Origin of the sequence: Novosphingobium sp. MBES04 (genome assembly GCF_000813185.1) — a bacterium.
Taxonomy (GTDB): domain Bacteria; phylum Pseudomonadota; class Alphaproteobacteria; order Sphingomonadales; family Sphingomonadaceae; genus Novosphingobium; species Novosphingobium decolorationis.
In genome coordinates this window covers 538801-560085 of the sequence record NZ_DF850488.1, presented here as the reverse complement: position 1 = coordinate 560085, position 21285 = coordinate 538801, and the positions used below count along the sequence as shown (strand labels likewise).

The following is a 21285-nucleotide window of genomic DNA, read 5'->3' as shown; positions in this document are numbered from 1 at the left end:
TCAGCCCGCCAACAGGCGGCAGTGGGAGGGCGGCGTGGCTTTCAGCCCGAGAAAGCTCCCGGGCAGGTACCAGTACGCAGCATGCACCAGTGCCGAACCGGCGCCGCGTGCCTTTGCCTTCCGCAAGGCGAGCCAGGCCCCGGCGGCCAGGCCGATACCGATGAAGATATGCTGCGAGAGAATGCCCCAGGCGAAGGGAATGAGAATCCCTGCAAACTCGTCGATGGTCCAGAAGCCGATGAGCTCCGGGTCGTCGAGCCGCCGTGGAACGAGGTACCTGTCGGCCATGATGCCGCCCTCCTGTCGTGACCGGATCCGCTGATCAGATGACCGCGGTCACGACCGAGGTGACGATCGGCACGCCGGTGCCGACACCGATCCCGACGCCGACCGGCACCGCGACCTGGCCGAGCGAAAAGCGCCCTGAGGCGAGACCGATCAGACCGCCCGCAAGGCTGAGCACGGTGATGATCTTGCCGCCCGAGCCTTCGAGGAAATCGGTGAACTTCTGCAGCGCGGGATCGAAGGTCGTGTCGGCACCGGCAAAGGCGGCACCGGCGCAGGCCAGCGCCACGCAGGCGGGAAGAATGTAGTCGCGGCCACGGGCACGGTTGAGCGTGCGCTGCTGGGCCGGAAGGGCAGTCTTGGTGGTCATGGATGGAACCTTTCGAGGGATTGAGCATCAGCCAGCGATGTGTTCGCTGTATGTTCTTTCCTCTCCCCGAAGCCGGGCTGTAGGAAATCAGGAACTGGATTTTGGGGCTGCCGACCAAGCAAAAAGCGACATCGGAAGGTGCGATGGCCGGGATTCGCGCAGGCTGATCGCGCAGCAGCGCCGCCTGTGCCGACTTTAGCGCGAAGGGTGCTGCGATACGCGCGAGCGCGGCCGGAATTCGCGCGAATTGTCGAAGGAAGCTGATTCGTTCCTTCCTCCATGTTCTCTAGATGTTCTTTTCTTTTTCCTACAGGCTTCCTTCGCGGTTAGCGGTGAGTCGTTCACTTCTAGAGATAAGGATTCGTCGATGACCAACATGGCGCTCTTTGCCGAACAACAGGTTCGCGCCGACCTCGCCCGGCTGCTTTTGGCGGCCGTCGAAGCCAGCGGTCGTGCCCGCTGCGACATCGCGCGCGACGCGCAGATCCATAAGGATGCCTTGCGCCGGGTCCTTGCAGGCGAGCGTTCGGCCAGCCTCGGCGAAGCCTTGCGCATTCTTGCCGCGAGCGGAGTTGCGCCGCACGCACACCTGCTCCTCTTCCTCGTCAGCAGCGGCGATCACGCGATTGCGTGGTTGCAATCGGACCTCGCGCAATTCTTCGAGGACTTTTCCGGGGAGCTGCCTTCAGCACTCGAGCGTGTCTTGGGCAACCAGGTTCATGACGTGAAGCCGCGTTGGGCCAAAGGCACCGCGCACCGGGTTGCGCGCTTGCTTTCCGACCACATCGATGAGCTTGAACGAAAGGATGCGCTACTCGGCGATGTCTTTGCCGGTGTCGAAGGAGGCCATCGTGGGTGAAGAGATCGACAAAGGAGCGACGGAAGCCCGCAGGGTCACTCGCCTCATTCGTTTGCCGGAAGTGCAGCATCGTGTCGGGCTGGGCCGATCGACGATCTATCGCTGGATGGCCGAGGGCAAGTTTCCGAGACCAGTGCAACTCGGTGGATATGCCGTTGCGTGGGCCGAGCACGAGATCGAGAATTGGATCGATGACAGACTCGGATGAACGCAATGGGGCCGGTAGCGTAAAGGCCGGATCCAAGCGGCGAAATATGAGAGCGGCGTCTCTGTACGACTTCGCCTGAACTTCATAGCGGCAGAAATGCCCATCCCAATTTCGGGAAAGATGAATAAATCACTCGGAACTCAGCACCAGAGGCCGGCACGAGTGAAATCGACTCAGGATGGTGTCCTATTGAACCGAGAACTTGGCGACCACGGGATTTCCGTCCTTCATGACCGGCTTGTCATAGTCCGTTGTGCCTGGCCCGAACTGGTATACGCTCGGCTCGCCATCATCGACATGCAGCATCGCGATTAGTTCGTTGCCTTCGGGAGCATCGAGAAGATCGACTTTGACATCGCTGTTGTCGCCCTGCTTGACGTAGGTGTGTCCGATCGAAGCGGGGACAACAGGTTTGCCGTCCTGGACGCGGTGGATCACCACCCAACCGTTCTGGGCTGCAGAAACCGACTGGACCGTTACGGACGAACCGGCAGGCTGGTCCTGAACGCTAAGTGCGTTGGCAGGCGCCGCGCTTGTCAACTCCGGTCCGGGGGATACCATGTCGTTCTGATCTGCCTTCTGCTCTTGTTGCGAACCGCATCCGGCGAGGGAGAGGGCAGTCATTGCAACTGCCGCGATGTTAAATGGTTTGAACATTGGTAGATACTCTTTCCTAATCCAGATTAGCCTAGCGGCTTTCTGGCATTTTCTAACGGTCCGACCTGTTATTTTGACACCTTCAATCCTGCTGAGTCTGCACGACAGTACCCGGCTGTCCGTCTGCCATTTCACGGATCGCGAGATACCTCCGGGTTGCCGTTTCGTTGCCTCGAACTATCTGACGAATTGGTCCGGTGGTGTTGACAATCGCACCTCCAGCAGGATTGGCCTTGAACTTAGCAATCGCCTCGACTTCGCCCGTACCATCGGGATGACTGGCAAGAATGAGCTGATATTCCTGTCCGGGCTTCAATCCGGCGACGCCCGCTTCCAGAATCTGTACGAGCCCCTGGTCGAACAGCGCGATCGACGTCATGCCTGTGCCAGTAAGGTTGAGCCGCGTCAGGTTCCCGGCGTCACCTAGTGGCATGAGATTCGCTTTTCCATTGCCGCTCACGGCACCGGGGACGTAGGCAATCGCCTGGGGAGCGTGACCAGTGGGCCATGAGCCAACAACCCTCTGAGATGCCGTATCGATGACGTCGACGCGGTTGTCGTTTTCTAGACCCACGTAGACGCGGCGACCATCTCCGGACGGCCAGACGCCGTGCGGCAATCGACCCACGGGAATTGTGGCGATCTGGCGAAAATCGTCCGTCCGGAACACCTTGACCTGGTTCAATCCGCCAATCGTCACATAGGCCATTAGACCGCGGTCGGTATTTGCGAAGTTGACGTGATTGCTGATTGCCCCGGTGTCGATCACCTTTATCGTATCGAAGGGCGGTTTCGCGTTTATCACGGCCACTTTGCCGATGTCTTTCAGAGTGTACCAGAGCTGTTTTCCATCGGGGCTCGCCGCAAGGTTTGGACAGAAAGGGCTGGGCTGCTCAAGTCGCGCAACCTCCTTATGTGAAGCCACGTCATATACGACGAGCTCGGGTGTAAAGGACGAACAAACGAAGCCGTATTTTCCATCGATGGAGAAGATCTGCATGCCTGGACCTTCAGGTGTATCGATCCGTTTTTTTACCTCGAAAGTCTTGGCATCGAGGACGGCGATGTGGCTTTCGCCGCGAACCGTGACCCAGACTTCTTTCCCGTCGCGCGTATAGAAAGCTTCATGCGGACTGCGTCCAAGATAGGTCGTATGCTTGACGGTATTGGTTGCCGTATCGATGAATGTCACCGAGTTCGATCCGACAGAAACCACCGCCAGCGTCTTTCCGTCGGGGGAAAATCCAAGGCCGTGGACGAGCAGCTGTCCCTTGTAGAGCGCGCCGAAATTGGCGGGCTGCAATTCACCCAGTTTGATGATCCCCAGCGTCTTGCCTTCGACGGGATCGATGACAGTGACGGTATTGGAGAACTGGTCGGCAGTATAGAGGCGATCCGCGCCGGTCTGAGCTTCACTCTCGCCCCACGGAATTTGGGGTCGATCCTGGGCATTTGCAGAGGAGGCAAGGAGAGACGCTGTGCCGATCATGGCGGCGATGATTGTTTTCACGGATAGTACCCCTTCACTGGTTTCACGGGTTCGATTTTCGCTGCTGCGTCGGCACGGGATTGGATGGCGGCAGCGGATCGCCCACGGCCATTTTCATCACGTCGATTTCCTGGCGTTGCTCGATAATGATTTCCTGTGCGATGCGCTTGAGCACGGGGTCCTTGCCGTATTTCAGCTGAGCAACGGCCATCTCTATTGCACCCTGGTGATGCGGGACCATCATCCGGACGAAATCACGATCGACATCTCCCGTTGGTTCAACGTGCATTTGCGCCATCATCCGAGACATCGCAGTGTCCATTTCGGAATAGAATGGACCAGGCGGTTGCGCATGCGGTCCTGCTGCCGAGAGAAGAAGTGCGGCCGGTACAATGGTATATCTCAGGGGCATGGTCTGTTGTCCTATCGAATATCTCAAGCTTTCGGCTTTACGATCGTTCCCCTTCCAGCGGTGTCCATTCGGAGCGTAGGGTTGCTCTCGCAACCATGACGGAGGTTCGGATATAAGCGTGGCCTTTCACCCGGCCAGCGAGAGCCGCGCGATGATCCCGATCGTCATAGCCATCACCGCCATACACGCCGGCAGGAAGAGCATCTGCATGAGCGCCTGCTTCCCCGTGATCAATTCGGTCAGGGTTTCAACCCGGCCCTCGAGGAATGCCCCGAACCCGCGCTGAGGTTCGGCAGGATCGACCGCGTCTGCGACCAGGATGCCACCGATCACGAGAGCGAAGTAGACCAGCATAAGCACGGTAACCATGACCAGGACGAGCGCCGCTTCCGGACTGCGGGCGAAGAAAATCCAGAACCCGGAGAGCATCGCGGCATACAATCCAACGAGCGACACGAGCGCACCGGGATGCACTCCGCGCATAGCTACGCCGGGAGCGGTTCTCTCGATCGCATCGTAGTTTCCCGCGGTATGAACCAGCGTCAGCATTGGGCGAGGTGCGGGCTGCAGTGGCTGGACTGCGAGCTCGACTTTATCAGGCAGGCTGGCCATCGTGATGTCTCCAATTCAACTCGTGCGGGATGCACGAACCGAACAAGGCAAAGATGGTGGACGGCCGATGATCGGTCCAACCGATCGTTCCAATTGTTCCAATCCGAAAGAATGATGAATGGTCGCAGATATGAAACAGCGCGCGCGCCGACTGAGCGAACCTCACGTTGCACCCTTGGAGCAATGGCGCGAAACTGTCGCATCGGGCAGGGCGATGCCCCATTTCGACCCATTCGATGGCGGCGCGTGTGCCCGGCTGCTGATATTGCTGGAGACGCCGCGGGCAATGCGAGGTCAGAGAAGCTCGGCCCTCCGCTTCGTTTCGCGTGACAATCCCAGCGGCACGCAGCGCAATCTCTCGCGCTTTCTCGACGAAGCGGGCATCGCGCGGTCGCACATGCTGCTGTGGAATTGCGTACCCTGGGTCGTTCACGAACCGGGCGCCATCAACCGCCGCTTGCGGCGGGCGGAAATCGCCGAGGGTCTGGATCTGCTTCCCGGTCTTCTTGCTATCCTGCCTCGAGTTCAGGTGGTCGTGCTCGCCGGGAAAGTGGCAAGTGAAGCCGGTGAGGTGATTGCCATTCAGCGCCCCGACGTTTCTATCCTTTACATGCCACACCCGAGCCCAGCTAACGTTTGCACATCGCCGCGCATCGGACAAAGCATCCGGACTGTGCTGTCAGATGCCGCTGCCAGATTGGAATGATCGCTATTCACGTTTGGACGAACCGATCTTTGAGCAATTAGGGATCGGCGATGTTTGTTATACCGATCCGAAAATCCGCAGCGGCGTTTGCGACACTTCTTCTGTTTACCGCAGGATGCGGCCAGGCAGAGCCCGCGCGCGATCCCGTATCCACTGCACGCCCACCCGTACCAGCAGCAGGCCCGGCAAAAGCTGCAACCGTCATCACGGTCTTTTCCGATTATCGGTGCGGCCATTGCCGCGCCTTTCACACCACATTGGAACACTATCGCCGCGACAATCCGGGAGTTCGGATCGTCTATCGGGACTGGCCGGTTCTGGGGCGGGAGTCAGTTGAAGCCGCGCGCTGGGCGATCGCGAGCAATTTCCAGGATCGACACGCAGATTTTAACGCGGCCCTCATGACAGCTCCCCAGCGTATGTCGCGCAGCGATCTCCAAGTGGCTGCCCGAACCGCCGACCTTGACCTGGACCGCCTCCATCAGGATCTGTTCGCCAAAGCATCGGATATAGATGCAATCCTCCAGTCGAATGACGCGCTTGCGCGCTCTTACAGGCTGCAAGGCACGCCCGGCATCGTAATTGGCGACATCATCGTGCCTGGAGCGATCGACCGGGCCACTCTCGATCAGGTGATCGCGCGCGCTGGAAAGCAAAGCGCGCAACCCAATCAATCATAAATGGCGATTGGAATGTTCATATCAAACTGTTGGAGTGATTGATCGAACGACGGTATCGATACCGGCAGGAGATCGAACATGACCCTTGAACAGTTACGGATATTCATCGGTGTGGCCGAGCGCGAGCATGTCACCAAGCAGCACAGGACCTCAACGTCACCCAGTCGGCGGCGTCAGGGGCCATTGCGACGCTCGAGGCGCGGCATGGCGTGCCGTTGTTCCACCGTGTCGGTCGCGGCATCCAGCTGACCGAGGCTGGCAGCGCATTTCTCGAAGAAGCGCGTGCGGTGGTCGGACGCGCCGCCCATGCCGAGATGATGCTTGCCGAGTTCGGCGGCCTTGAACGCGGGACCTTGCGCCTGGTCGCGAGCCAGACGATCGCCAGCTACTGGCTGCCGGGCAAGCTTGCCGCCTTCAACGCCATGTATCCGAAGATCGCCGTGGAGCTTGCTATCGACAACACCGAGGGAGCAGCGATGCAGGTGTTGAGCGGCGCGGCCGAACTCGGCTTCGTCGAGGGGACGATCGACGATCCCGCGCTTGCCCATTGGGTGGTCGGGCATGACCCGATGGTCCTGGTGGGACGAGAGCGGGTGACCAACATCGACGATGCCTGGCTGCGCGAAGCCCGATGGATCGTGCGCGAGCAGGGATCGGGAACGCGGTCCACGTTCGAGGAGGTCCTGCAGGCGCGGCATATCGATCCGGCTCAGCTGGCGATCTCCATGACGCTGCCATCGAACGAAGCGGTCCGCACCGCGGTCGAGGCAGGCGCCGGCGTTGCCGCGCTCTCGCGGCTGGTCGTTGGGCGAGCTCTCGGCAACGGCGATCTTGTGGAACTGCCTTTCGACGTTCCCGACCGGCCCTTTCATGCGCTGCGGCACAAGGAACGTTATCGCACTCGCGCGGCCGACGCGCTGACCGATCTCATCAAGGAGCAACGCCCGTGACCAACGACCTCAAGGGCATTCTTCGCGGCCAGCGCCCGCTGGCACATCTCGATCATCCCCGCGAGATGATCCGGCAGTTCACGCCGAACTGGTTCGCCGCGACCATGGGAACCGGCATCCTTGCGCTGGCACTGCCGCAGATCCCCGGCATGGGACATATTCTGACGCCCGTCGGCGAAGCACTGTGGTTTTTCAACATCGCATTGTTCGCTTTGTTTACCGTCCTCTATACAGCACGGTGGTTGATGTTCGGGCACGAAGCGCGGCGCATCTTCGGCCACAACACCGTCTCGATGTTCATCGGGACCATTCCGATGGGCCTGGCGACCATCATCAATGGCTGTCTCGCTTTCGGCATTGCACGCTTCGGCGACGCAATCGTGCCGGTGGCGCATGTCCTGTGGTGGATCGATGTCGCAATGTCGCTCGCGTGCGGCGTGCTCATACCGTATTTTATGTTCACTCGGCACCAGCACAGCCTCGATGCCATGACCGCCGTCTGGCTCCTGCCGGTCGTGGCGGCAGAAGTCGCGGGGGCGAGCGGCGGCCTGCTCGCGCCGCATCTCGCCGATCCGCAGGCGCAGCTAATCGTTCTGGCCACATCGTACGTGCTGTGGGCATATTCGGTGCCGGTCGCCTTCGGACTCCTCGCAATCCTGATCCTGCGGATGGCGCTGCACAAGCTGCCTCATGAGGGCATGGCTGCATCATCCTGGTTGGCACTCGGCCCGATCGGCACCGGCGCACTCGGAATGCTCGTCCTTGGCGGCGACGCACCGCAGATCATGGCACAGCACGGGCTGGGCGCGGTTGGTGAAACGGCCCAGGGCATCGGCGTGATCGCGGGGCTGACACTTTGGGGCTTCGGTCTGTGGTGGCTGCTCCTCGCAACGCTCATTACCATTCGCTACTGGCGTGCCGGGGTGCCGTTCAATCTGGGCTGGTGGGGCTACACGTTTCCGCTCGGTGTTTACACGGTAGCGACCTTCCGCCTCGGCACCACCTTGAACCTTGTCTTCTTCGACGTCGCGGGAACGGTGCTCACGATTGCACTTGGAGCCATGTGGTTGCTGGTCGGCGCGAAGACCGTCGCCGGTGCCTGGCGCGGAAACCTGTTCGTGTCACCCTGCATCGCTGCCACCAATTGATCAGGCTTCTGGATCGGTTGGGTCAAACCGATCGCTTGCAGATCACGGATGTCATAGCGCAAGTAATAAGCCGGGTTGGAGAGAGTTAAATGAAGTCACTGGACGGCGAGCTAGCCACTGAAACGAGCCGGAGAAGATTTCTCGCGCAGGCAGTTCTGGGCACAGCAGGTTTCGCGGCAGCTCCTGCGCTCGCGCAACAATTGGTGGACCTGCACTTACCGGGAGGTAATTCGGACAGACCGGTGACCGACGCCTTTCCGGGTAAGGGCCGGATGATCCTTCAGCGGATCCATCCCCCGCTGCTCGAAACGCCCATGGAGGTGTTCGACAAGTCTGTTTTCACGCCCAACGACCAGTTCTACGTGCGCTGGCACTGGGCCGATATCCCCACGTCGATCAATGTCGACTCATTTCGCCTCGAGGTGTCCGGGCACGTCGATAAGCCGATTTCGATCAGTCTTGATCGGCTTCTGAGCTTGCCGCGGATCGAGTATGCCGCGGTCAACCAGTGCTCGGGAAACAGCCGGGGCCTGTTTGTGCCTCGCGTGCCGGGCGCCCAGTGGGGCAACGGGGCGATGGGGAACGCCAAGTGGCTCGGTGTCAGCCTGCGTTCCGTGCTCGACCTGGCCGGGGTCAGGCCCGGGGCGGCGCAGGTGCGGTTCGGCGGGCTCGACCAGCCGGTGGTTCCCGATGGTCCGGACTATTTCAAATCGCTCGCGATCGATCACGCCCGTGACGGAGAGGTCATGATCGCCTTCGGGATGAACGGAGAGCAACTCCCACTGCTCAATGGCTTTCCCTGCCGTCTGATAGTGCCCGGATGGTACTCGACCTATTGGGTGAAGATGCTCAGTTCCATCGAGGTCCTGCCGGGACCCGACGACAAATACTGGATGGCGAAGGCGTACAAGATACCCGACACACCCCGTGCCGATGTCAAGCCTGGTGCTACAGGCTACAAGACCGTGCCCATCAATAAAATGGTGCCACGTTCCTGGGTAACCAGCCTCGGCGATGGCCAGGCCATTGCCTATGAACCGACTATTCCTCTGGGCGGAATTGCCATGGGAGGAGATTGCGGTGTTGCGAGAGTGGCGGTTTCTGCCGACGGTGGGCGAAGCTGGTATCAGACACAGCTCGGACCCGACGAAGGCAAGTACAGCTTCCGCCGATGGGACGCGAGAGTTCCGCTCCCCGGACCCGGGTCCGTCAAACTGATGTCGCGTTGCTGGAATACCGACGGTGTTTCCCAGCCGATGCAGCCAATCTGGAATTCGGGTGGCTACATGCGCGGCAATATCGAAATCACCACGATCGTAGCGTCGTAAGAGGAAAGAGCCATGAAAGCCCCTCCGATCGGAACGCTCGCATTTGGTGCAGTAGGTGTAACGGCCATTGCTCTGATAATCATCGGACCGCCTGGCGCGCGACCAACCAAGCTTCGTGAACCCACGTCCGAGACTGTGCCGCAAGCATCGAGTGTTTCCGTGGCAGGGTTCACACTTACTTCTGAATCGATCGATCTGCCATTCGATGAGCAACAATATCCCGAAGGAGCAAATGCAGATGTTATCAACGCCAATTGCACGTCGTGCCATTCGGCGAGCATGGCACTGACACAACCGCCGCTGTCAAAAGACAAGTGGCGCGAGATCGTGATCAAAATGCGCGATGTCTACAAGGCACCTGTCGGCGAGCAGAGCATTCCCGCGATAGTGGATTACCTTTCAACAATGCCCGGCCAAGCAAACTCAGCCGAACCTGGCATTGAACGGTCAGCGCAAGATAAATCTTAGCCGGAAGGAGTGCGATCATTCGAATTGCTGATCGAGCGACCTGAAGAAATAGCCAGTGCGTTGTCAGGTTTGTTCACGTCCCAGCACGGACTTGCAGAATATCATTTTGGTGTTCGCCTTCTATGCAGTTTGGGAAGGCGATTGGCGAGAAGAACGAACCCCGAACCAGCGATGACGGTCCCACCGATGCCAAACAGAAGCAGCCACCAGCTGTTGATCCGGTCGCGCTGGGTCCAGTCCATGATGTGGAGCCCCCAGACGAAATCGAAGAAGCGCCAGGTGTCGCTCCGCGCCGCAAGAACCGCGCCGGTTGATGCATCGACATAGAGGCGCGTGCTATCCGGATCGGCGAACTGCACCTGCCAGGCAGGGAACGGCCCACCGAATTCGGTGCCGACCGGCGCTTCGATGGACTTCGAGGATCTGATCGCGCTGCCGGGCCCCGTCCAGGCAGCCGAGGCGATTTGCTCGGCGGTGTCGCGGGAGAGCGGCGACAATATCCGTCCGGTCATTGCTTCGTGCAGCGTGGCGCTGCCATTGACGCGCTTCAACTCGACCACCGGTTTTCCGTTGACGGTCTTCGTGGTTGCCGAGACCAGGTCGCCGTCATTCGTTGCCCAAGCGGGTAGCGGTGCGTCAGCACCCAGGGGTAACGGCTCGCGCGAGATCACGTGCTCGGAACGGACGTGTTCGATCTTCAGGAACGACATGATCGTCCCGGTTGCCATCCACAGGAGCGCTTGGACACCGACGAAGACGGCGAGCCACTTGTGGACCTTGCTGCCGAAGATGTGCAGCCGCAGTTTGCGCGAACGCTGGCTTGTCATTGCGGAAGCGGCCGCTCGATCAGTTCGGGCGCGGCGCGCGGGACGAGGAATGGTACTGGAGGATTTTCCAAGCGCCATCCTCGTGAGTCAGGACCGATGTAGGAACCCCGTCGCGCTCGATTGCACGACCATCCGTGAGGGCGATCCGGTAGTGGTAGGTTTCATGACCAAACGCCACATGACCGACCATCCGGACGTTCACCGTCGGATTGGTGATGTAAACTCGGTTATTTCGCCGAGCTCCGGGCCGAGGTGGTGCTCCATGTATTGCGCGAACGTGTCCTCGGCCTTGCCGTTCTCGAACACCAAGGAGTCCGCGGCAAACAGCATACGCATGGCAGCCTCGTCGCGGGCAACCAGTGCGTCGCGGTAGGCAACGAGCACGGACTTCGCCTGCTGCTTGAGCGCGTCCGGCGCTGCGGTTTGGGTACCATGGGCCGAATGATCGGCGTGATCGGCATGCTGAGCGTGTGCCGCAGGGACGAACGCACCGAGTGCCGCTGCAGCCGCAGCCGCGAAACCTGTAAACCTCATCGTTTACCTCCTCAGAACCAGAACCGGACGCCTACGACGTAGTTGGTCACGCTCGGATCTTCGCCTGCAAGGCGGGCATAGTCGGCGCTTTGGCCCACCTTCCATTCCTGTTCGACGCCGACATAGGGCGCGAATTCACGGGCGAATTCGTAGCGCAGCCGCAGGCCCAGTTCGACGGAATCGAGACCAGCTCCGACACCCAGTTCGGGAATGTCCTGCGCTGACAGGTTCACCTCGGCGCGCGGCTGGAGGATGAGACGTTGAGTAATGCGCTGGTCAAGTTCGGCTTCGACTCGTGCGGTCAGATCGGCCTTGGTCGACAGGAAAGCGGCCGCGTCGACCTCGAACATATAAGGCGCAAGACCCTGCACGCCGAGGACGGCATGGGTCCGTTCAGGGCCGGTCAGGTCCTGTCGGACACCAGCCTGCAGGTCCCACCAAGGACCGATCGCGTGACTCCAAAGGCCTTGGATTTCGGCGGACTCGGGCTTCTCCCCGAAGGTACCTTCGCCCTCGCTCTTGAACCAGAACTTGTCGAGGTCGCCGCCGTAATAGCCCTGCACGTCCCACAGGTAACCATCGCCACCTTCGCGTGCGCGATATTCGGCACGGTCGCCCTGGAACCAGAACACCTTCATCCCACCGTTCTCAGCGCGCAGAGCATCGCGCGAGGCGCGCATTGCGTCCGCACCCCAGATCGCATCGGCGGCGCGAGGCGGTCCCGATCCCGCCGCAGCCGGAGGCGGTCCTTGCGGAATGGAGGGCATGTCCATAGCGCCATGGTCCATGGCTCCATGTTCCATCGCTCCGTGGTCCATCACCTGATGGTCCATCGGCGCTTGGCCGGACGATTGCATCCCTTCATGGCCCATCGCCGCGTGGTCCATGCTTTCCATATTGGAATGGTCCATCGCTGGATGGTCCATTCCCTCCATCTGGCTATGCTTCATCTGCGAATGATCCATGCCGGAGTGGCTTTCGTGCAAGTCGGCCGAGGCTGTTTCGCTCGGTTGCGTAGTGGGCTCACACGCCCCTTCGGGTACCGCATGACCCATAGAACGATGGCGGGCGGCTTCCTTTTCGCATTCGGTCTGGGCTGGTGACTGCGCGGCGGGCATTGCGTGGCCCGAATGGTCCTGCGCGAAGGCCGGCGTGGCGGTGCCCGCTAGGAGCATGGCGACGATCAGGCGCATCAGTCTTCTCCCACCCGCTTCACATCGGGAGCCGAAGGCGGCTTGGCGACGGTCACAATCTGGAACATGCCCGAATGCATGTGGTAGAGCAGATGGCAGTGGAAGGCCCAGTCGCCCTGTTCGTCAGCGGTGAGGTCGAAGGTCGCGCTGCCGCCGGGCTGCACGATCACCGTGTGCTTCTGCGGCTGCCGGTCGGCAGGCGCGCCGTTGACCAGCTCGAAGAAATGCCCGTGCAGATGGATCGGATGTGCCATCATCGTGTCGTTGACGAGCTTCACGCGGACGCGCTCGTTGTAAGCGAAGCGAATGGGGTCGTCGCTCACGGCGGTGAACTTCCTGCCGTCGAACGACCACATGTAGCGTTCCATGTTGCCGGTCAGATGGATCTCCATGCTCCGTGACGGGCGGCGCAGATCGTCGTTCGGCTCGAGCGCAACAAGATCCTTGTAGGTGAGAACCTTGTGGGGAACGTTGTCCAGGCCGAGACCCGGATCACCCATGCGGTCGACCGGGTTCATCGACACCATGTCGATGCCGGGCCCGACCTTCACGTCAGGCGGAAGAAGGGATGTGTCGCGCATGTTCATGCCGCTCATATCCATTCCGGCCATCTGGTCGGCGGTCGCACCTTGTGATGACATGTCATGGCCCATGGCCGAATGATCCATGCCGGCCATGTCGCCGCCACCATGGTCCATTCCGCCCGAGCCGTGGTTCATGCCCATGTCCGCCATCGTCAGCAGTGGCGGATCGCGCAAGGGCGGGACCGGTGCCCGCGCGCCGGGACGCGAGGCGAGGGTCGCCACAGCCATGCCCGAGCGGTCCATGCTTTCGGCCACGATCGTCCGGGCTTCGCCGGTCGGCTCGACGACGATGTCATAGGTCTCCGCAGTGCCGATCTGAAACTCCTCGACCTCGACCGGGCGCACGCTCTGCCCATCGGCGCCGACCACCCAGAATTTCACGCCCGGAATGCGGACGTTGAAGAAGGTCATCGCGCTGCCGTTGATGACGCGCAGCCGCACCCGCTCGCCGGGGTTGAACAGGAACTCGAGACCCTCTTCCGGGCCGCGCCCATTGGCGAGGTAGGTGAAGGTCGATCCCGTCACGTCCAGAATGTCGGTTGCCATCATACGCATGCGCGCCCACATCCGCCGGTCCTCGCCCGACAGCGGATAGTCGTCGGTCCAGGTGTTCTGCTGGTAATTGAAGTAGCCTTCACCCTTCTTCAGCTTATCCATGATCGTGTGCGGGTGAAGCGGGGTGAAATCGCTAAGCAGCAGCACGTAGTCGCGGTCCGCCTGCACGGCGTCCGTGCCGGACGGTTCGACCACGATCGGGCCGTAATGTCCGGCCTGTTCCTGCAGTCCCGAGTGGCTATGCCACCAATATGTGCCGCTCTGTCGCAGCGCAGGGATGTCGTAGACGAAGGTTTCGCCCGGCCTGATTCCGGGGAAGCTGACACCGGGAACGCCGTCGAACTGGAACGGCAGCAGCAGGCCATGCCAATGGATCGAGCTGTCCTCATCAAGAGTGTTCGTGACCGCGAGGCGAACCGGCTGACCTTCGCGCAGGCGCACCAGCGGACCGGGCACGCTACCGTTTACGGCGACTGCGTGTCCGCGTCGACCCTGAACCACGCGAGGTCCTTCGCCGATGGTCAGCGCGATGTCGCGGCCTGACACTTCGTCGAAGCCGGGGCGGATCGATCCACCGCCGTGCAGATCGGCACCGCGTGCCCAGGCGGGCAAGGCCAGTGCACCTGCGCCAAGCGCTCCTGCTCCAATCAGCCTTCGACGGGAAACCAGCAATTGAGACATGGGTCTTGCAACTCCTTCTGCCCTTGTCATATATACCCCCCAGGAGTATTGCAAGATACCCCGCAGGGTATTCTGACAGATGGAGCGTTAAACGTGTCAGCAACCGATGGTTCCCGCATCGTCAATCGGCTTCGGAGAATCGAAGGGCAAGTGCGCGGCGTGGCGCAGATGATCGAAGACGATCGTTACTGCATCGATGTCCTCAACCAGGTCCAGGCGGTCAAGGCTGCCCTTGGCCGTGCCGAGAGCGAAATTCTCAAGCGCCATGCCGCGTGCTGCGTGGCAGAGGCGATCGCCAGCGGTGACGCTGACGAACAGAAACAGAAATTCGGCGAACTGGTGGACCTCTTTGAGAAGGCCAAGCGGTGAACTCCGTTCTCCGCCTGTTCGTCAGCCTGGCCCTCATCCTCTCGGCAACGGTTGCGTTCGCACACGGTGACGAAAAGCAAGGTGAGGAGGCGAAGCATCCTGCTGAAACCACAGCGGTCCATGCTCAGTCCGGCCACGATATGGAAGCGATGGGCAGCACCGCAGTTTCCAACGAAACCACGCAAGGCCATGATGCTGAGCAAGCTGAGAGTGAAGGCATCGTTGGCGCTCTCAAGAGCCTGCATCCGGCAACCGTCCACTTCCCGATAGCGCTCTTGCTGATGGCTGCGCTTATCGAGACGTTCATAATGTTCCGCCGTACTTCAGAACGCGAAGCGGCCGTGAAGATTATGATCTACGGCGGTGCTGCGGGAGCTGTCGTGGCAGCGCTGTTCGGGTGGATACATACCGGACTGTGGTTCGGCGGTGATACCGTTATGCAGCTTCACCGCTGGAACGGGATGCTGATCGCAGCCCTCGGCTTGGTGGCAGCGTGGATCGCGATTCAAAATCCGCAATCTCGCCTTGCTTTTCGCCTCACGCTTTTCCCGATTGCAGCACTGCTGATCGCTCAGGGTTACATGGGCGGCGAACTCGCTCACGGCCTCAATCATCTCAAACTCTGAAGGAGCCTGCCATGCGTTTCAATTCTGTCGCATTCGCCGGAAAGTCGTTGCTTGCGTCAGCGCTCTTGCTTCCGCTGGCAGCTTGCGGCGATGCCGCCGCTCCGGTGGAAGAGAAAACTCCGGCAGCTGATTCAATTAGCGCCACGCCCGCTCCGGTTGCTTCCGAGCCGGTCACCGAACTGGTCGCTGAGCCGACAGATGACACGCCAGTCGCCGCATCGGTTCCCACCCGCACGCCCGCGCCTTCCGCTCGCAAGGCTGCGCCGGCACCTGTCGCAACCCCGACGCCGACGGCCGCCGCAACGCCCGCCGCTGATCCGCATGCCGGCCACGACATGTCCACCATGTCCGACGAAGACATGAAAGCAATGGGACACAACTGATGAGCCAAAGCAGAAATCTGACCCGTCGCCCGCTTCTCCCCATACTTGGCACGATGTTGCTCGCAGCCTGTACGGGCGCGGCGCAGGCAGCCAGCTTCACCATGTATCGCGATCCCAGCTGCGGATGCTGCGAAGCCTGGGCCGCGCACATGCGGCAGGGCGACCGGCATGAAGTCGCCACGGTCGATCACCCCGACATGGCGTCTGTAAAGGCGCAGAACGGCGTGCCCGATGACCTTTGTTCGTGTCATACCATGATTGCGGATGGATACGTCATCGAGGGCCACGTGCCTGCCGCGGACGTCGAGCGTCTGCTCGCGGAAAGGCCCGACTGGGTCGAAGGGCTAGCGGTCGCCGGTATGCCGCTCGGGTCGCCCGGCATGGAAGCGGGGGGCAAAGTGCAACCCTATCAGGTCATAGCGTTCGGCAGCGGCCGCCGCGAGGTGTTCGCGTCCTATCCCTGATTTCAGTCATACGCACCTGCGAAGCAGAGGAGCCAATCCATGAGCTGTTGCGACACCCACCACGCAGGCCAAGGCCAAGGTGAAGCTACCGCCATCGACCCTGTCTGCGGCATGAGCGTGACGATCGAGGGTGCTACGCATATCGCCGAGCACGACGGCGCGACGCACTACTTCTGTTCGGCGCGGTGCAAGGACAAATTCGTTGTCGATCCGGAACACTATCTGTCCGGAGCGCATCTCAAGCAGGTCGAGGACTGAGATGGTCCCGCCTTCTTGGACAGTTTGGCGGCTGAGTTAAGCTAATCCCGGTTGTCGTTCATGCCGCCTGTTTGATTATCAGATCATGGGGGGCATGCCCCCCATGATCTGATCGTCCGATCTGCCGATAGGCTTCCACCGGGGTTCTCCCGGCAAGGCCCGAGTGCGGCCGCTGGGTGTTGTAATAGGTAATCCATCGGCCAAGACCAGCGCGCAGCTCGGAACCAGTCTCGAAGGCATGGAGATAGACGCACTCGTACTTCAGGGAGCGCCAGAGCCGCTCGATGAAGACATTGTCCATCCACCGGCCCCGGCCATCCATGCTGATGCGGACCTCGGCGTCGCGCAGCACGCTAGTGAAGGCTTGCGACGTAAATTGGCTGCCTTGATCGGTGTTGAAGATCTCGGGCTTGCCGTAGCGGGCCAGCGCTTCCTCCAGTGCCGCGACGCAGAAGCCCGCATCCATCGTGTTCGACAGCCGCCAGGCCAAGACCTTGCGGGTGGCCCAGTCCATGATCGCGACCAGGTACAGGAAGCCGCGCCGCATCGGAATGTAGGTCACGTCGGCGCACCACACATGGTTGGGCCGTTCGATCGCCAGTTTACGCAGCAGGTACGGATAGACCCGGTGCTGCGGGTGCGGATCGCTCGTGCGCGGCCGCTGGTAGATCGGTGTCAGACCCATCATTGCCATCAGTCGCCGTGCCCGACGACGACCGATCTCGTGTCCGGCGCGCCGCAGATGCCGGGCCATCTGACGACTGCCATACCACGGGCAGTCGAGGAACGTCGCGTCGATCACTGTCATCAGCGCCAGCGTCTCATCCGTCTCTGGCACCGGGACATAGTAATAGGACGAGCGGCTGATCCGCAGCAGGCGGCATTGCGCCGTGATCGACAGGCGGTGGTGAGCAGCTTCGACCATCGCCCGCCTCCGGTCCACGCTCATCGACCGAAGGCTTTCGCTAAAAAATCCCGCTCGATGACCAACTGCCCGATCTTGGCGTGCAGCTTTTCCACCTCGCTCTCGCTGACGGACTTGCCGGCATCGCCAGCCCCGGAGAACGTGCCGGCCATCCCGTCGATGGCCTGCCGCTTCCAGGACGCGATCATCGTGTGGTGCACGCCATGCTTGGCTGCCAGCTCCGCCAGCGTCAGATCGCCCCGGATCGCTTCCAGCGCAACCTTGGCCTTGAAATCAGCGCTGTAGCGCTTCCTTGTCGTCTTCATTCCCGTACCAATCCGTCAGGTCGGGAGTAGCTTAACACCCTGTCCAGAAAACTGGCACCACTTCAGACGTTCCCGAAGGGACGACTTACACCTGTCCCATGCATCCCGAGATCCGGCAGGTAGGACCGGGAAGCTGCCCCATCTGCGGAATGGCGCTGGAGCCCGAGACGGTGAGCCTCGAAGATGGACCCGACCCCGAACTCGTCGACATGACCCGCCGGTTCTGGATCAGCGCGCTCTTCACCCTGCCGTTGTTCGTCTACGCGATGAGCGACATGGTGCCCGGGATCAGCTTCGACCGGCTGATCGAACCGGCACGCGCGCAATGGGCGCAGCTGGCGCTCGCCACACCAGTGGTTCTGTGGGGCGGCTGGACTTTCTTCGAGCGCGCGTGGCAGTCGCTGAAGACCCGTAATCTCAACATGTTTACGCTGATCGGCTTCGGCGTTGCGATCGCATTCCTGTTCAGTGTCGTCGCAACGCTCCTGCCCGACATATTCCCGCCCGCCTTCCGCGATCACTCGGGGCGCGTCGGCGTCTATTACGAGGCGGCGGCGGTCATCACCACGCTCGTCCTACTTGGCCAGGTGCTTGAACTCAGGGCGCGGGGCTCGACCTCGAGTGCCTTGCGCGCGCTCCTTGAACTCGCGCCGCCGACCGCGCTCAAGATCTTCGGCAGTGGCGATGAACGCGAAGTCTCCCTCGACCAATTGGCGAGCGGAGACATGCTCCGCGTCCGCCCGGGTGACAGGGTGCCGGTCGATGGCGAAGTGACCGAAGGCGCGAGCGCGATCGACGAGTCCATGATCAGCGGTGAGCCGTTGCCCGTGTCCAAGAAGGCCGGCGACCAGGTGATCGGCGGAACGGTCAACCAGACCGGCGGCTTCGTCATGCGCGCTGGCGCCGTCGGCAAGGACACCATGCTGTCCAAGATCGTCCAGATGGTCGCTGAGGCACAGCGCAGCCGGGCACCTATCCAGCGTCTGGCCGATCAGGTCGCGGCCTGGTTCGTGCCTTCCGTCGTCGTCATCGCGATCGTGACGTTTATCGTCTGGGCAATCTGGGGGCCATTCCCCGCGCTTGCCTATGCGCTGGTCAACGCGATCGCGGTTCTCATAATTGCCTGTCCATGTGCGCTCGGCCTTGCAACGCCGATGTCGATCATGACCGGGACCGGCAAGGGCGCCCAGCACGGCATCCTCATTCGCAACGCCGAGGCGCTGGAGACGCTTGAGAAGATCGACACGCTGGTGGTCGACAAGACGGGCACTCTCACCATGGGCAAGCCCGATCTCGTAGCCGTCACTCCCCGAGTGGGCCTCGACGAGGCCGAGTTCCTTTCCGCCGTTGCCGCAGTCGAAGCGGGGAGCGAGCATCCGCTCGCCCACGCAATAGTTGAAGGCGCCAAGGCGCGAGACGTGGCGTTCGAGGCAGCGTCGGAACTGTTGTCGACTACCGGCGAGGGTGTCGAGGCGCGCGTGGGACCGCAGAAAGTCGCCATTGGCAACGAGAAACTGATGCGGCGACTCGGTATCGATGATGCGGAATGGCTCGCGTCCGCAGAAGCCGGACGCTCCCAAGGCCAGACCGTGATGTTCGTGGCCGCCGATGGCGCACCGGCAGGGCTGATCGCGGTCGCCGATCCGATCAAGCCGACAAGCGCTGCGGCCATTCGGGCGCTGCACGAGCGCGGGATCGAAGTGGTCATGCTAACCGGCGATAGCCGCGCCACCGCCGAAGCCGTGGCCCGCCAGCTCGGCATCGACGAGGTCGAGGCAAACGTCTCGCCCGAGGATAAGCATCGCAAAGTCGAGGCGCTCAAGGCCTCCGGTAAGCGCGTTGCAATGGCGGGGGACGGCATTAACGATGCGCCAGCGCTGGCGGCTGCGGATGTCGGCATTGCAATGGGAACCGGCACCGACGTGGCGATCGAAAGCGCGGGTGTCACGCTGGTCCGCGGCGACCTGACCGGTGTGCTCCAAGCTATCGTGCTGTCGCGCGCCACCATGCGCAATATTCGCCAAAACCTCGTGTTCGCGTTCGGCTATAATGCGCTGGGCATCCCGGTGGCGGCGGGCGTGCTGTTTCCCGCCTTTGGCCTTCTTCTCAATCCGATGATCGCTGCCGCGGCCATGAGCCTCTCGTCGGTGTCGGTCATCGCCAATGCCCTGCGTCTTCGTGGGCTCAAACTTCCAACCTTGAGCGAAGGTCGGGCATGATCGCGGCAACGGCAATCGGGATTTCACTCTTTATTGCGTCACTGATCTTGCACTTGGCCATGCTGAGACTTGCGAAGAAGCTTTCACCGCCGGGGCTTGCGCCGACCGGTCTGAGACTAACGGGCGGCTCTTTGCTCGTTCTCATCAGCTACATGATGGTAGCCGTTGTTTTCGCGGCCGGTTTTGCATGGGCCGCCTCGCTCGGTCTTGGCGGGTTCGCCAAGGAACCGGCCATGTCGGCTATGGATTACTATTACTTCGCCCTGATCACCGTGACGACAGTGGGCTTGGGCGACATCTATCCAACCGATCACCTCAGGGTGATTGCGGGCATCGCGTCGCTGACAGGTTTCATCCTGATCAGCTGCACAGCCCAGTACGTATACAAGACGATGAGCCAACAGGAGGATTGAATGGCCGACAACCACAGCGCGGATCACCAGCAGAACGGTGGTGGAGGCAACTACTGGCGCTTCATGGCGATGGTGGCGACGTCGACCGCGATCATGTTCGGCCTGATGTATCTAAACACATACGAGCTTGATCACGTGTTCTGGAGCGAGACGCGCTTCTGGATGACGTTCGTCATGGGCGGCATGATGATGATCGTCATGCTCCTCTTCATGTGGGGCATGTACAAGGACAAGACCAAGAACTTCATCATCCTGGGCGTAGGCGCGCTGGTCTTTGCGGTGGCGCTGTGGCTGGTCCGCAGCCAGGCGACCGTCAACGACGAAGAGTACATGTCGGCTATGATCCCTCACCATTCGATCGCAATCATGACGAGTGCGCGGGCTGAGATCACCGATCCGCGTGTTCGCAAGTTGGCGGACTCGATCATTGAGGCTCAGGTCAAAGAAATTGCAGAGATGAAGTTGCTGATCGAAGACATCGAAAGGAACGGTGAGATGGGCGACGGCACGCCACTCCCCGCGCGGACGACCGATCTCACACCAGAGCTATTGCAGAAAGCGGAACAGGCGGTCGAGCGTCCTATCAGCCCGGAGGTGCGCGACGAGGTTACGATGGGCCAATAGATGCTCCGGGCGTATTTATCCCGCAATTTATGGAAATGTGCATTTGCGGGATAAAAACGTGATCGGACGGCTGTGCGGAGATGGTTGGCTGACCGTTTTTGCGGATTTGCATCCGCGATGCCAAAGCTAGATAATTGCTGGTTCTGATTCCTG

Annotated in this window: 25 protein-coding genes and 3 pseudogenes; 16 read left to right on the top strand and 12 right to left on the bottom strand. The window is 61.1% G+C overall.

Annotated elements, in window-relative coordinates:
* Window positions 1-288 carry a type IV conjugative transfer system protein TraL gene (gene traL / locus MBENS4_RS02545; RefSeq protein ID WP_006834208.1) on the bottom strand — a complete coding sequence of 96 codons (288 nt, stop codon included), beginning with the start codon at window positions 286-288 and terminating at the stop codon, window positions 1-3.
* Between the two features lie 34 nt (window positions 289-322).
* On the bottom strand, window positions 323-655 hold the full coding sequence (locus tag MBENS4_RS02540) for a TrbC/VirB2 family protein (protein WP_039388547.1): 333 nt from the start codon (window positions 653-655) through the stop codon (window positions 323-325).
* A gap of 376 nt (window positions 656-1031) precedes the next feature.
* On the opposite strand from MBENS4_RS02540, the gene MBENS4_RS02535 reads away from it, so the two are divergent.
* Window positions 1032-1514, top strand: coding sequence for a hypothetical protein (locus MBENS4_RS02535; RefSeq protein WP_242404748.1), 483 nt, complete (start codon window positions 1032-1034; stop codon window positions 1512-1514).
* The gene (locus MBENS4_RS02530) at window positions 1507-1722 is read left to right on the top strand and encodes a helix-turn-helix transcriptional regulator (RefSeq protein ID WP_039388545.1); all 216 of its coding nucleotides are present in this window, start codon (window positions 1507-1509) and stop codon (window positions 1720-1722) included. The genes MBENS4_RS02535 and MBENS4_RS02530 overlap by 8 nt, the downstream gene beginning before the upstream one ends.
* Before the next feature lie 186 nt (window positions 1723-1908).
* Here MBENS4_RS02530 and MBENS4_RS25210 read toward each other — a convergent pair whose 3' ends face one another.
* The 4 genes from MBENS4_RS25210 to MBENS4_RS02510 form a co-directional block, all read right to left on the bottom strand.
* Entirely contained in the window at window positions 1909-2379 is a 471-nt protein-coding gene (locus MBENS4_RS25210; protein WP_120107341.1) for a DUF7282 domain-containing protein, read from the bottom strand.
* A gap of 82 nt (window positions 2380-2461) precedes the next feature.
* The gene (locus MBENS4_RS02520; protein WP_240623684.1) at window positions 2462-3889 is read right to left on the bottom strand and encodes a YncE family protein; all 1428 of its coding nucleotides are present in this window, start codon (window positions 3887-3889) and stop codon (window positions 2462-2464) included.
* 22 nt (window positions 3890-3911) lie between these two features.
* Window positions 3912-4190, bottom strand: coding sequence for a DUF305 domain-containing protein (locus tag MBENS4_RS02515; RefSeq protein WP_039388542.1), 279 nt, complete (start codon window positions 4188-4190; stop codon window positions 3912-3914).
* A 216-nt stretch (window positions 4191-4406) separates the two neighbouring features.
* Complete coding sequence (locus MBENS4_RS02510) at window positions 4407-4892, bottom strand: hypothetical protein (RefSeq protein WP_039388541.1); 486 nt, start codon at window positions 4890-4892, stop codon at window positions 4407-4409.
* A 118-nt stretch (window positions 4893-5010) separates the two neighbouring features.
* On the opposite strand from MBENS4_RS02510, the gene MBENS4_RS02505 reads away from it, so the two are divergent.
* From MBENS4_RS02505 to MBENS4_RS24535, 6 genes and pseudogenes are all read left to right on the top strand, one after another.
* Window positions 5011-5598, top strand: a complete 588-nt coding sequence (locus tag MBENS4_RS02505; RefSeq protein ID WP_039388540.1) for a uracil-DNA glycosylase — start codon at window positions 5011-5013, stop codon at window positions 5596-5598.
* Window positions 5599-5648: 50 nt separating this feature from the next.
* Entirely contained in the window at window positions 5649-6278 is a 630-nt protein-coding gene (locus MBENS4_RS24540; RefSeq protein WP_084591923.1) for a thioredoxin domain-containing protein, read from the top strand.
* Between the two features lie 78 nt (window positions 6279-6356).
* Window positions 6357-7228: pseudogene (locus MBENS4_RS02495) on the top strand (LysR substrate-binding domain-containing protein).
* A complete protein-coding gene (locus MBENS4_RS02490; protein WP_039388538.1) occupies window positions 7225-8376 on the top strand; it encodes a TDT family transporter in 1152 nt (383 codons plus the stop codon). The pseudogene MBENS4_RS02495 and the gene MBENS4_RS02490 overlap by 4 nt, the downstream one beginning before the upstream one ends.
* An 89-nt stretch (window positions 8377-8465) precedes the next feature.
* Entirely contained in the window at window positions 8466-9704 is a 1239-nt protein-coding gene (locus MBENS4_RS02485) for a molybdopterin-dependent oxidoreductase (RefSeq protein ID WP_039388536.1), read from the top strand.
* Window positions 9705-9716: 12 nt separating this feature from the next.
* The gene (locus tag MBENS4_RS24535) at window positions 9717-10172 is read left to right on the top strand and encodes a hypothetical protein (protein ID WP_084591922.1); all 456 of its coding nucleotides are present in this window, start codon (window positions 9717-9719) and stop codon (window positions 10170-10172) included.
* A 101-nt stretch (window positions 10173-10273) separates the two neighbouring features.
* On the opposite strand, the gene MBENS4_RS02480 is transcribed toward MBENS4_RS24535, so the two are convergent.
* From MBENS4_RS02480 to MBENS4_RS02465, 5 genes are read right to left on the bottom strand one after another with little or no spacing between them, the layout of a single operon-like run.
* Window positions 10274-11077: a PepSY domain-containing protein gene (locus MBENS4_RS02480; protein WP_242404746.1), complete on the bottom strand. Its 804-nt coding sequence runs from the start codon at window positions 11075-11077 to the stop codon at window positions 10274-10276.
* A complete protein-coding gene (locus MBENS4_RS26320; RefSeq protein ID WP_240623703.1) occupies window positions 11019-11189 on the bottom strand; it encodes a nuclear transport factor 2 family protein in 171 nt (56 codons plus the stop codon). The genes MBENS4_RS02480 and MBENS4_RS26320 overlap by 59 nt, the downstream gene beginning before the upstream one ends.
* Window positions 11190-11197: 8 nt before the next feature.
* Window positions 11198-11533 (bottom strand): hypothetical protein, encoded by a 336-nt coding sequence (locus MBENS4_RS02475; RefSeq protein WP_052321960.1) that lies wholly within the window; start codon window positions 11531-11533, stop codon window positions 11198-11200.
* A gap of 11 nt (window positions 11534-11544) precedes the next feature.
* Entirely contained in the window at window positions 11545-12726 is a 1182-nt protein-coding gene (locus MBENS4_RS02470; RefSeq protein WP_039388534.1) for a copper resistance protein B, read from the bottom strand.
* Complete coding sequence (locus MBENS4_RS02465) at window positions 12726-14546, bottom strand: copper resistance system multicopper oxidase (RefSeq protein ID WP_039388533.1); 1821 nt, start codon at window positions 14544-14546, stop codon at window positions 12726-12728. The genes MBENS4_RS02470 and MBENS4_RS02465 overlap by 1 nt, the downstream gene beginning before the upstream one ends.
* A gap of 93 nt (window positions 14547-14639) precedes the next feature.
* Here MBENS4_RS02465 and MBENS4_RS02460 point away from each other — a divergent pair, with 93 nt between their 5' ends.
* The 5 genes and pseudogenes from MBENS4_RS02460 to MBENS4_RS02445 form a co-directional block, all read left to right on the top strand.
* Window positions 14640-14915, top strand: a complete 276-nt coding sequence (locus MBENS4_RS02460; RefSeq protein ID WP_039388532.1) for a metal-sensitive transcriptional regulator — start codon at window positions 14640-14642, stop codon at window positions 14913-14915.
* On the top strand, window positions 14912-15541 hold the full coding sequence (locus tag MBENS4_RS02455) for a DUF2231 domain-containing protein (RefSeq protein ID WP_242404745.1): 630 nt from the start codon (window positions 14912-14914) through the stop codon (window positions 15539-15541). Before MBENS4_RS02460 ends, MBENS4_RS02455 begins: the two co-directional genes overlap by 4 nt.
* Before the next feature lie 11 nt (window positions 15542-15552).
* Entirely contained in the window at window positions 15553-15924 is a 372-nt protein-coding gene (locus MBENS4_RS25205) for a hypothetical protein (protein ID WP_144400833.1), read from the top strand.
* Window positions 15924-16388, top strand: coding sequence for a DUF411 domain-containing protein (locus MBENS4_RS02450; protein ID WP_039388531.1), 465 nt, complete (start codon window positions 15924-15926; stop codon window positions 16386-16388). The genes MBENS4_RS25205 and MBENS4_RS02450 overlap by 1 nt, the downstream gene beginning before the upstream one ends.
* Window positions 16389-16427: 39 nt before the next feature.
* Window positions 16428-16643 (top strand): annotated as a pseudogene (locus tag MBENS4_RS02445) (YHS domain-containing protein); the annotation flags it as partial.
* A 61-nt stretch (window positions 16644-16704) separates the two neighbouring features.
* Here the strand turns inward: MBENS4_RS02445 and MBENS4_RS02440 are convergent.
* Window positions 16705-17876, bottom strand: a protein-coding gene (locus MBENS4_RS02440) for an IS3 family transposase (protein ID WP_144400832.1) whose coding sequence is annotated in 2 segments (ribosomal slippage) — window positions 16705-17612 and window positions 17612-17876 — 1173 coding nt in all. Because the reading frame shifts where the segments join, the coding sequence is not laid out codon by codon here.
* Window positions 17877-17941: 65 nt separating this feature from the next.
* Here MBENS4_RS02440 and MBENS4_RS02430 point away from each other — a divergent pair.
* The 3 genes and pseudogenes from MBENS4_RS02430 to MBENS4_RS02420 form a co-directional block, all read left to right on the top strand.
* Window positions 17942-20095, top strand: a pseudogene (locus tag MBENS4_RS02430) (copper-transporting P-type ATPase); the annotation flags it as partial.
* Window positions 20092-20508 (top strand): ion channel, encoded by a 417-nt coding sequence (locus MBENS4_RS02425; RefSeq protein WP_039388525.1) that lies wholly within the window; start codon window positions 20092-20094, stop codon window positions 20506-20508. The pseudogene MBENS4_RS02430 and the gene MBENS4_RS02425, both read left to right, overlap by 4 nt.
* Window positions 20509-21132 (top strand): DUF305 domain-containing protein, encoded by a 624-nt coding sequence (locus tag MBENS4_RS02420; protein ID WP_052321959.1) that lies wholly within the window; start codon window positions 20509-20511, stop codon window positions 21130-21132.
* Window positions 21133-21285: the final 153 nt, after the last annotated feature.

What these genes read in the sequence shown, in the direction of transcription:
- traL (WP_006834208.1), bottom strand. Translation starts at nt 288, where the DNA reads ATGGCCGACAGGTACCTCGTTCCACGGCGGCTCGACGACCCGGAGCTC.
- MBENS4_RS02540 (WP_039388547.1), bottom strand. Translation starts at nt 655, where the DNA reads ATGACCACCAAGACTGCCCTTCCGGCCCAGCAGCGCACGCTCAACCGT.
- MBENS4_RS02535 (WP_242404748.1), top strand. Translation starts at nt 1,032, where the DNA reads ATGGCGCTCTTTGCCGAACAACAGGTTCGCGCCGACCTCGCCCGGCTG.
- MBENS4_RS25210 (WP_120107341.1), bottom strand. Translation starts at nt 2,379, where the DNA reads ATGTTCAAACCATTTAACATCGCGGCAGTTGCAATGACTGCCCTCTCC.
- MBENS4_RS02515 (WP_039388542.1), bottom strand. Translation starts at nt 4,190, where the DNA reads ATGGACACTGCGATGTCTCGGATGATGGCGCAAATGCACGTTGAACCA.
- MBENS4_RS02510 (WP_039388541.1), bottom strand. Translation starts at nt 4,892, where the DNA reads ATGGCCAGCCTGCCTGATAAAGTCGAGCTCGCAGTCCAGCCACTGCAG.
- MBENS4_RS02505 (WP_039388540.1), top strand. Translation starts at nt 5,011, where the DNA reads ATGGTCGCAGATATGAAACAGCGCGCGCGCCGACTGAGCGAACCTCAC.
- MBENS4_RS24540 (WP_084591923.1), top strand. Translation starts at nt 5,649, where the DNA reads ATGTTTGTTATACCGATCCGAAAATCCGCAGCGGCGTTTGCGACACTT.
- MBENS4_RS02485 (WP_039388536.1), top strand. Translation starts at nt 8,466, where the DNA reads ATGAAGTCACTGGACGGCGAGCTAGCCACTGAAACGAGCCGGAGAAGA.
- MBENS4_RS24535 (WP_084591922.1), top strand. Translation starts at nt 9,717, where the DNA reads ATGAAAGCCCCTCCGATCGGAACGCTCGCATTTGGTGCAGTAGGTGTA.
- MBENS4_RS02480 (WP_242404746.1), bottom strand. Translation starts at nt 11,077, where the DNA reads ATGGCGCTTGGAAAATCCTCCAGTACCATTCCTCGTCCCGCGCGCCGC.
- MBENS4_RS26320 (WP_240623703.1), bottom strand. Translation starts at nt 11,189, where the DNA reads ATGGTCGGTCATGTGGCGTTTGGTCATGAAACCTACCACTACCGGATC.
- MBENS4_RS02475 (WP_052321960.1), bottom strand. Translation starts at nt 11,533, where the DNA reads ATGAGGTTTACAGGTTTCGCGGCTGCGGCTGCAGCGGCACTCGGTGCG.
- MBENS4_RS02470 (WP_039388534.1), bottom strand. Translation starts at nt 12,726, where the DNA reads ATGCGCCTGATCGTCGCCATGCTCCTAGCGGGCACCGCCACGCCGGCC.
- MBENS4_RS02465 (WP_039388533.1), bottom strand. Translation starts at nt 14,546, where the DNA reads ATGTCTCAATTGCTGGTTTCCCGTCGAAGGCTGATTGGAGCAGGAGCG.
- MBENS4_RS25205 (WP_144400833.1), top strand. Translation starts at nt 15,553, where the DNA reads ATGCGTTTCAATTCTGTCGCATTCGCCGGAAAGTCGTTGCTTGCGTCA.
- MBENS4_RS02450 (WP_039388531.1), top strand. Translation starts at nt 15,924, where the DNA reads ATGAGCCAAAGCAGAAATCTGACCCGTCGCCCGCTTCTCCCCATACTT.
- MBENS4_RS02425 (WP_039388525.1), top strand. Translation starts at nt 20,092, where the DNA reads ATGATCGCGGCAACGGCAATCGGGATTTCACTCTTTATTGCGTCACTG.
- MBENS4_RS02420 (WP_052321959.1), top strand. Translation starts at nt 20,509, where the DNA reads ATGGCCGACAACCACAGCGCGGATCACCAGCAGAACGGTGGTGGAGGC.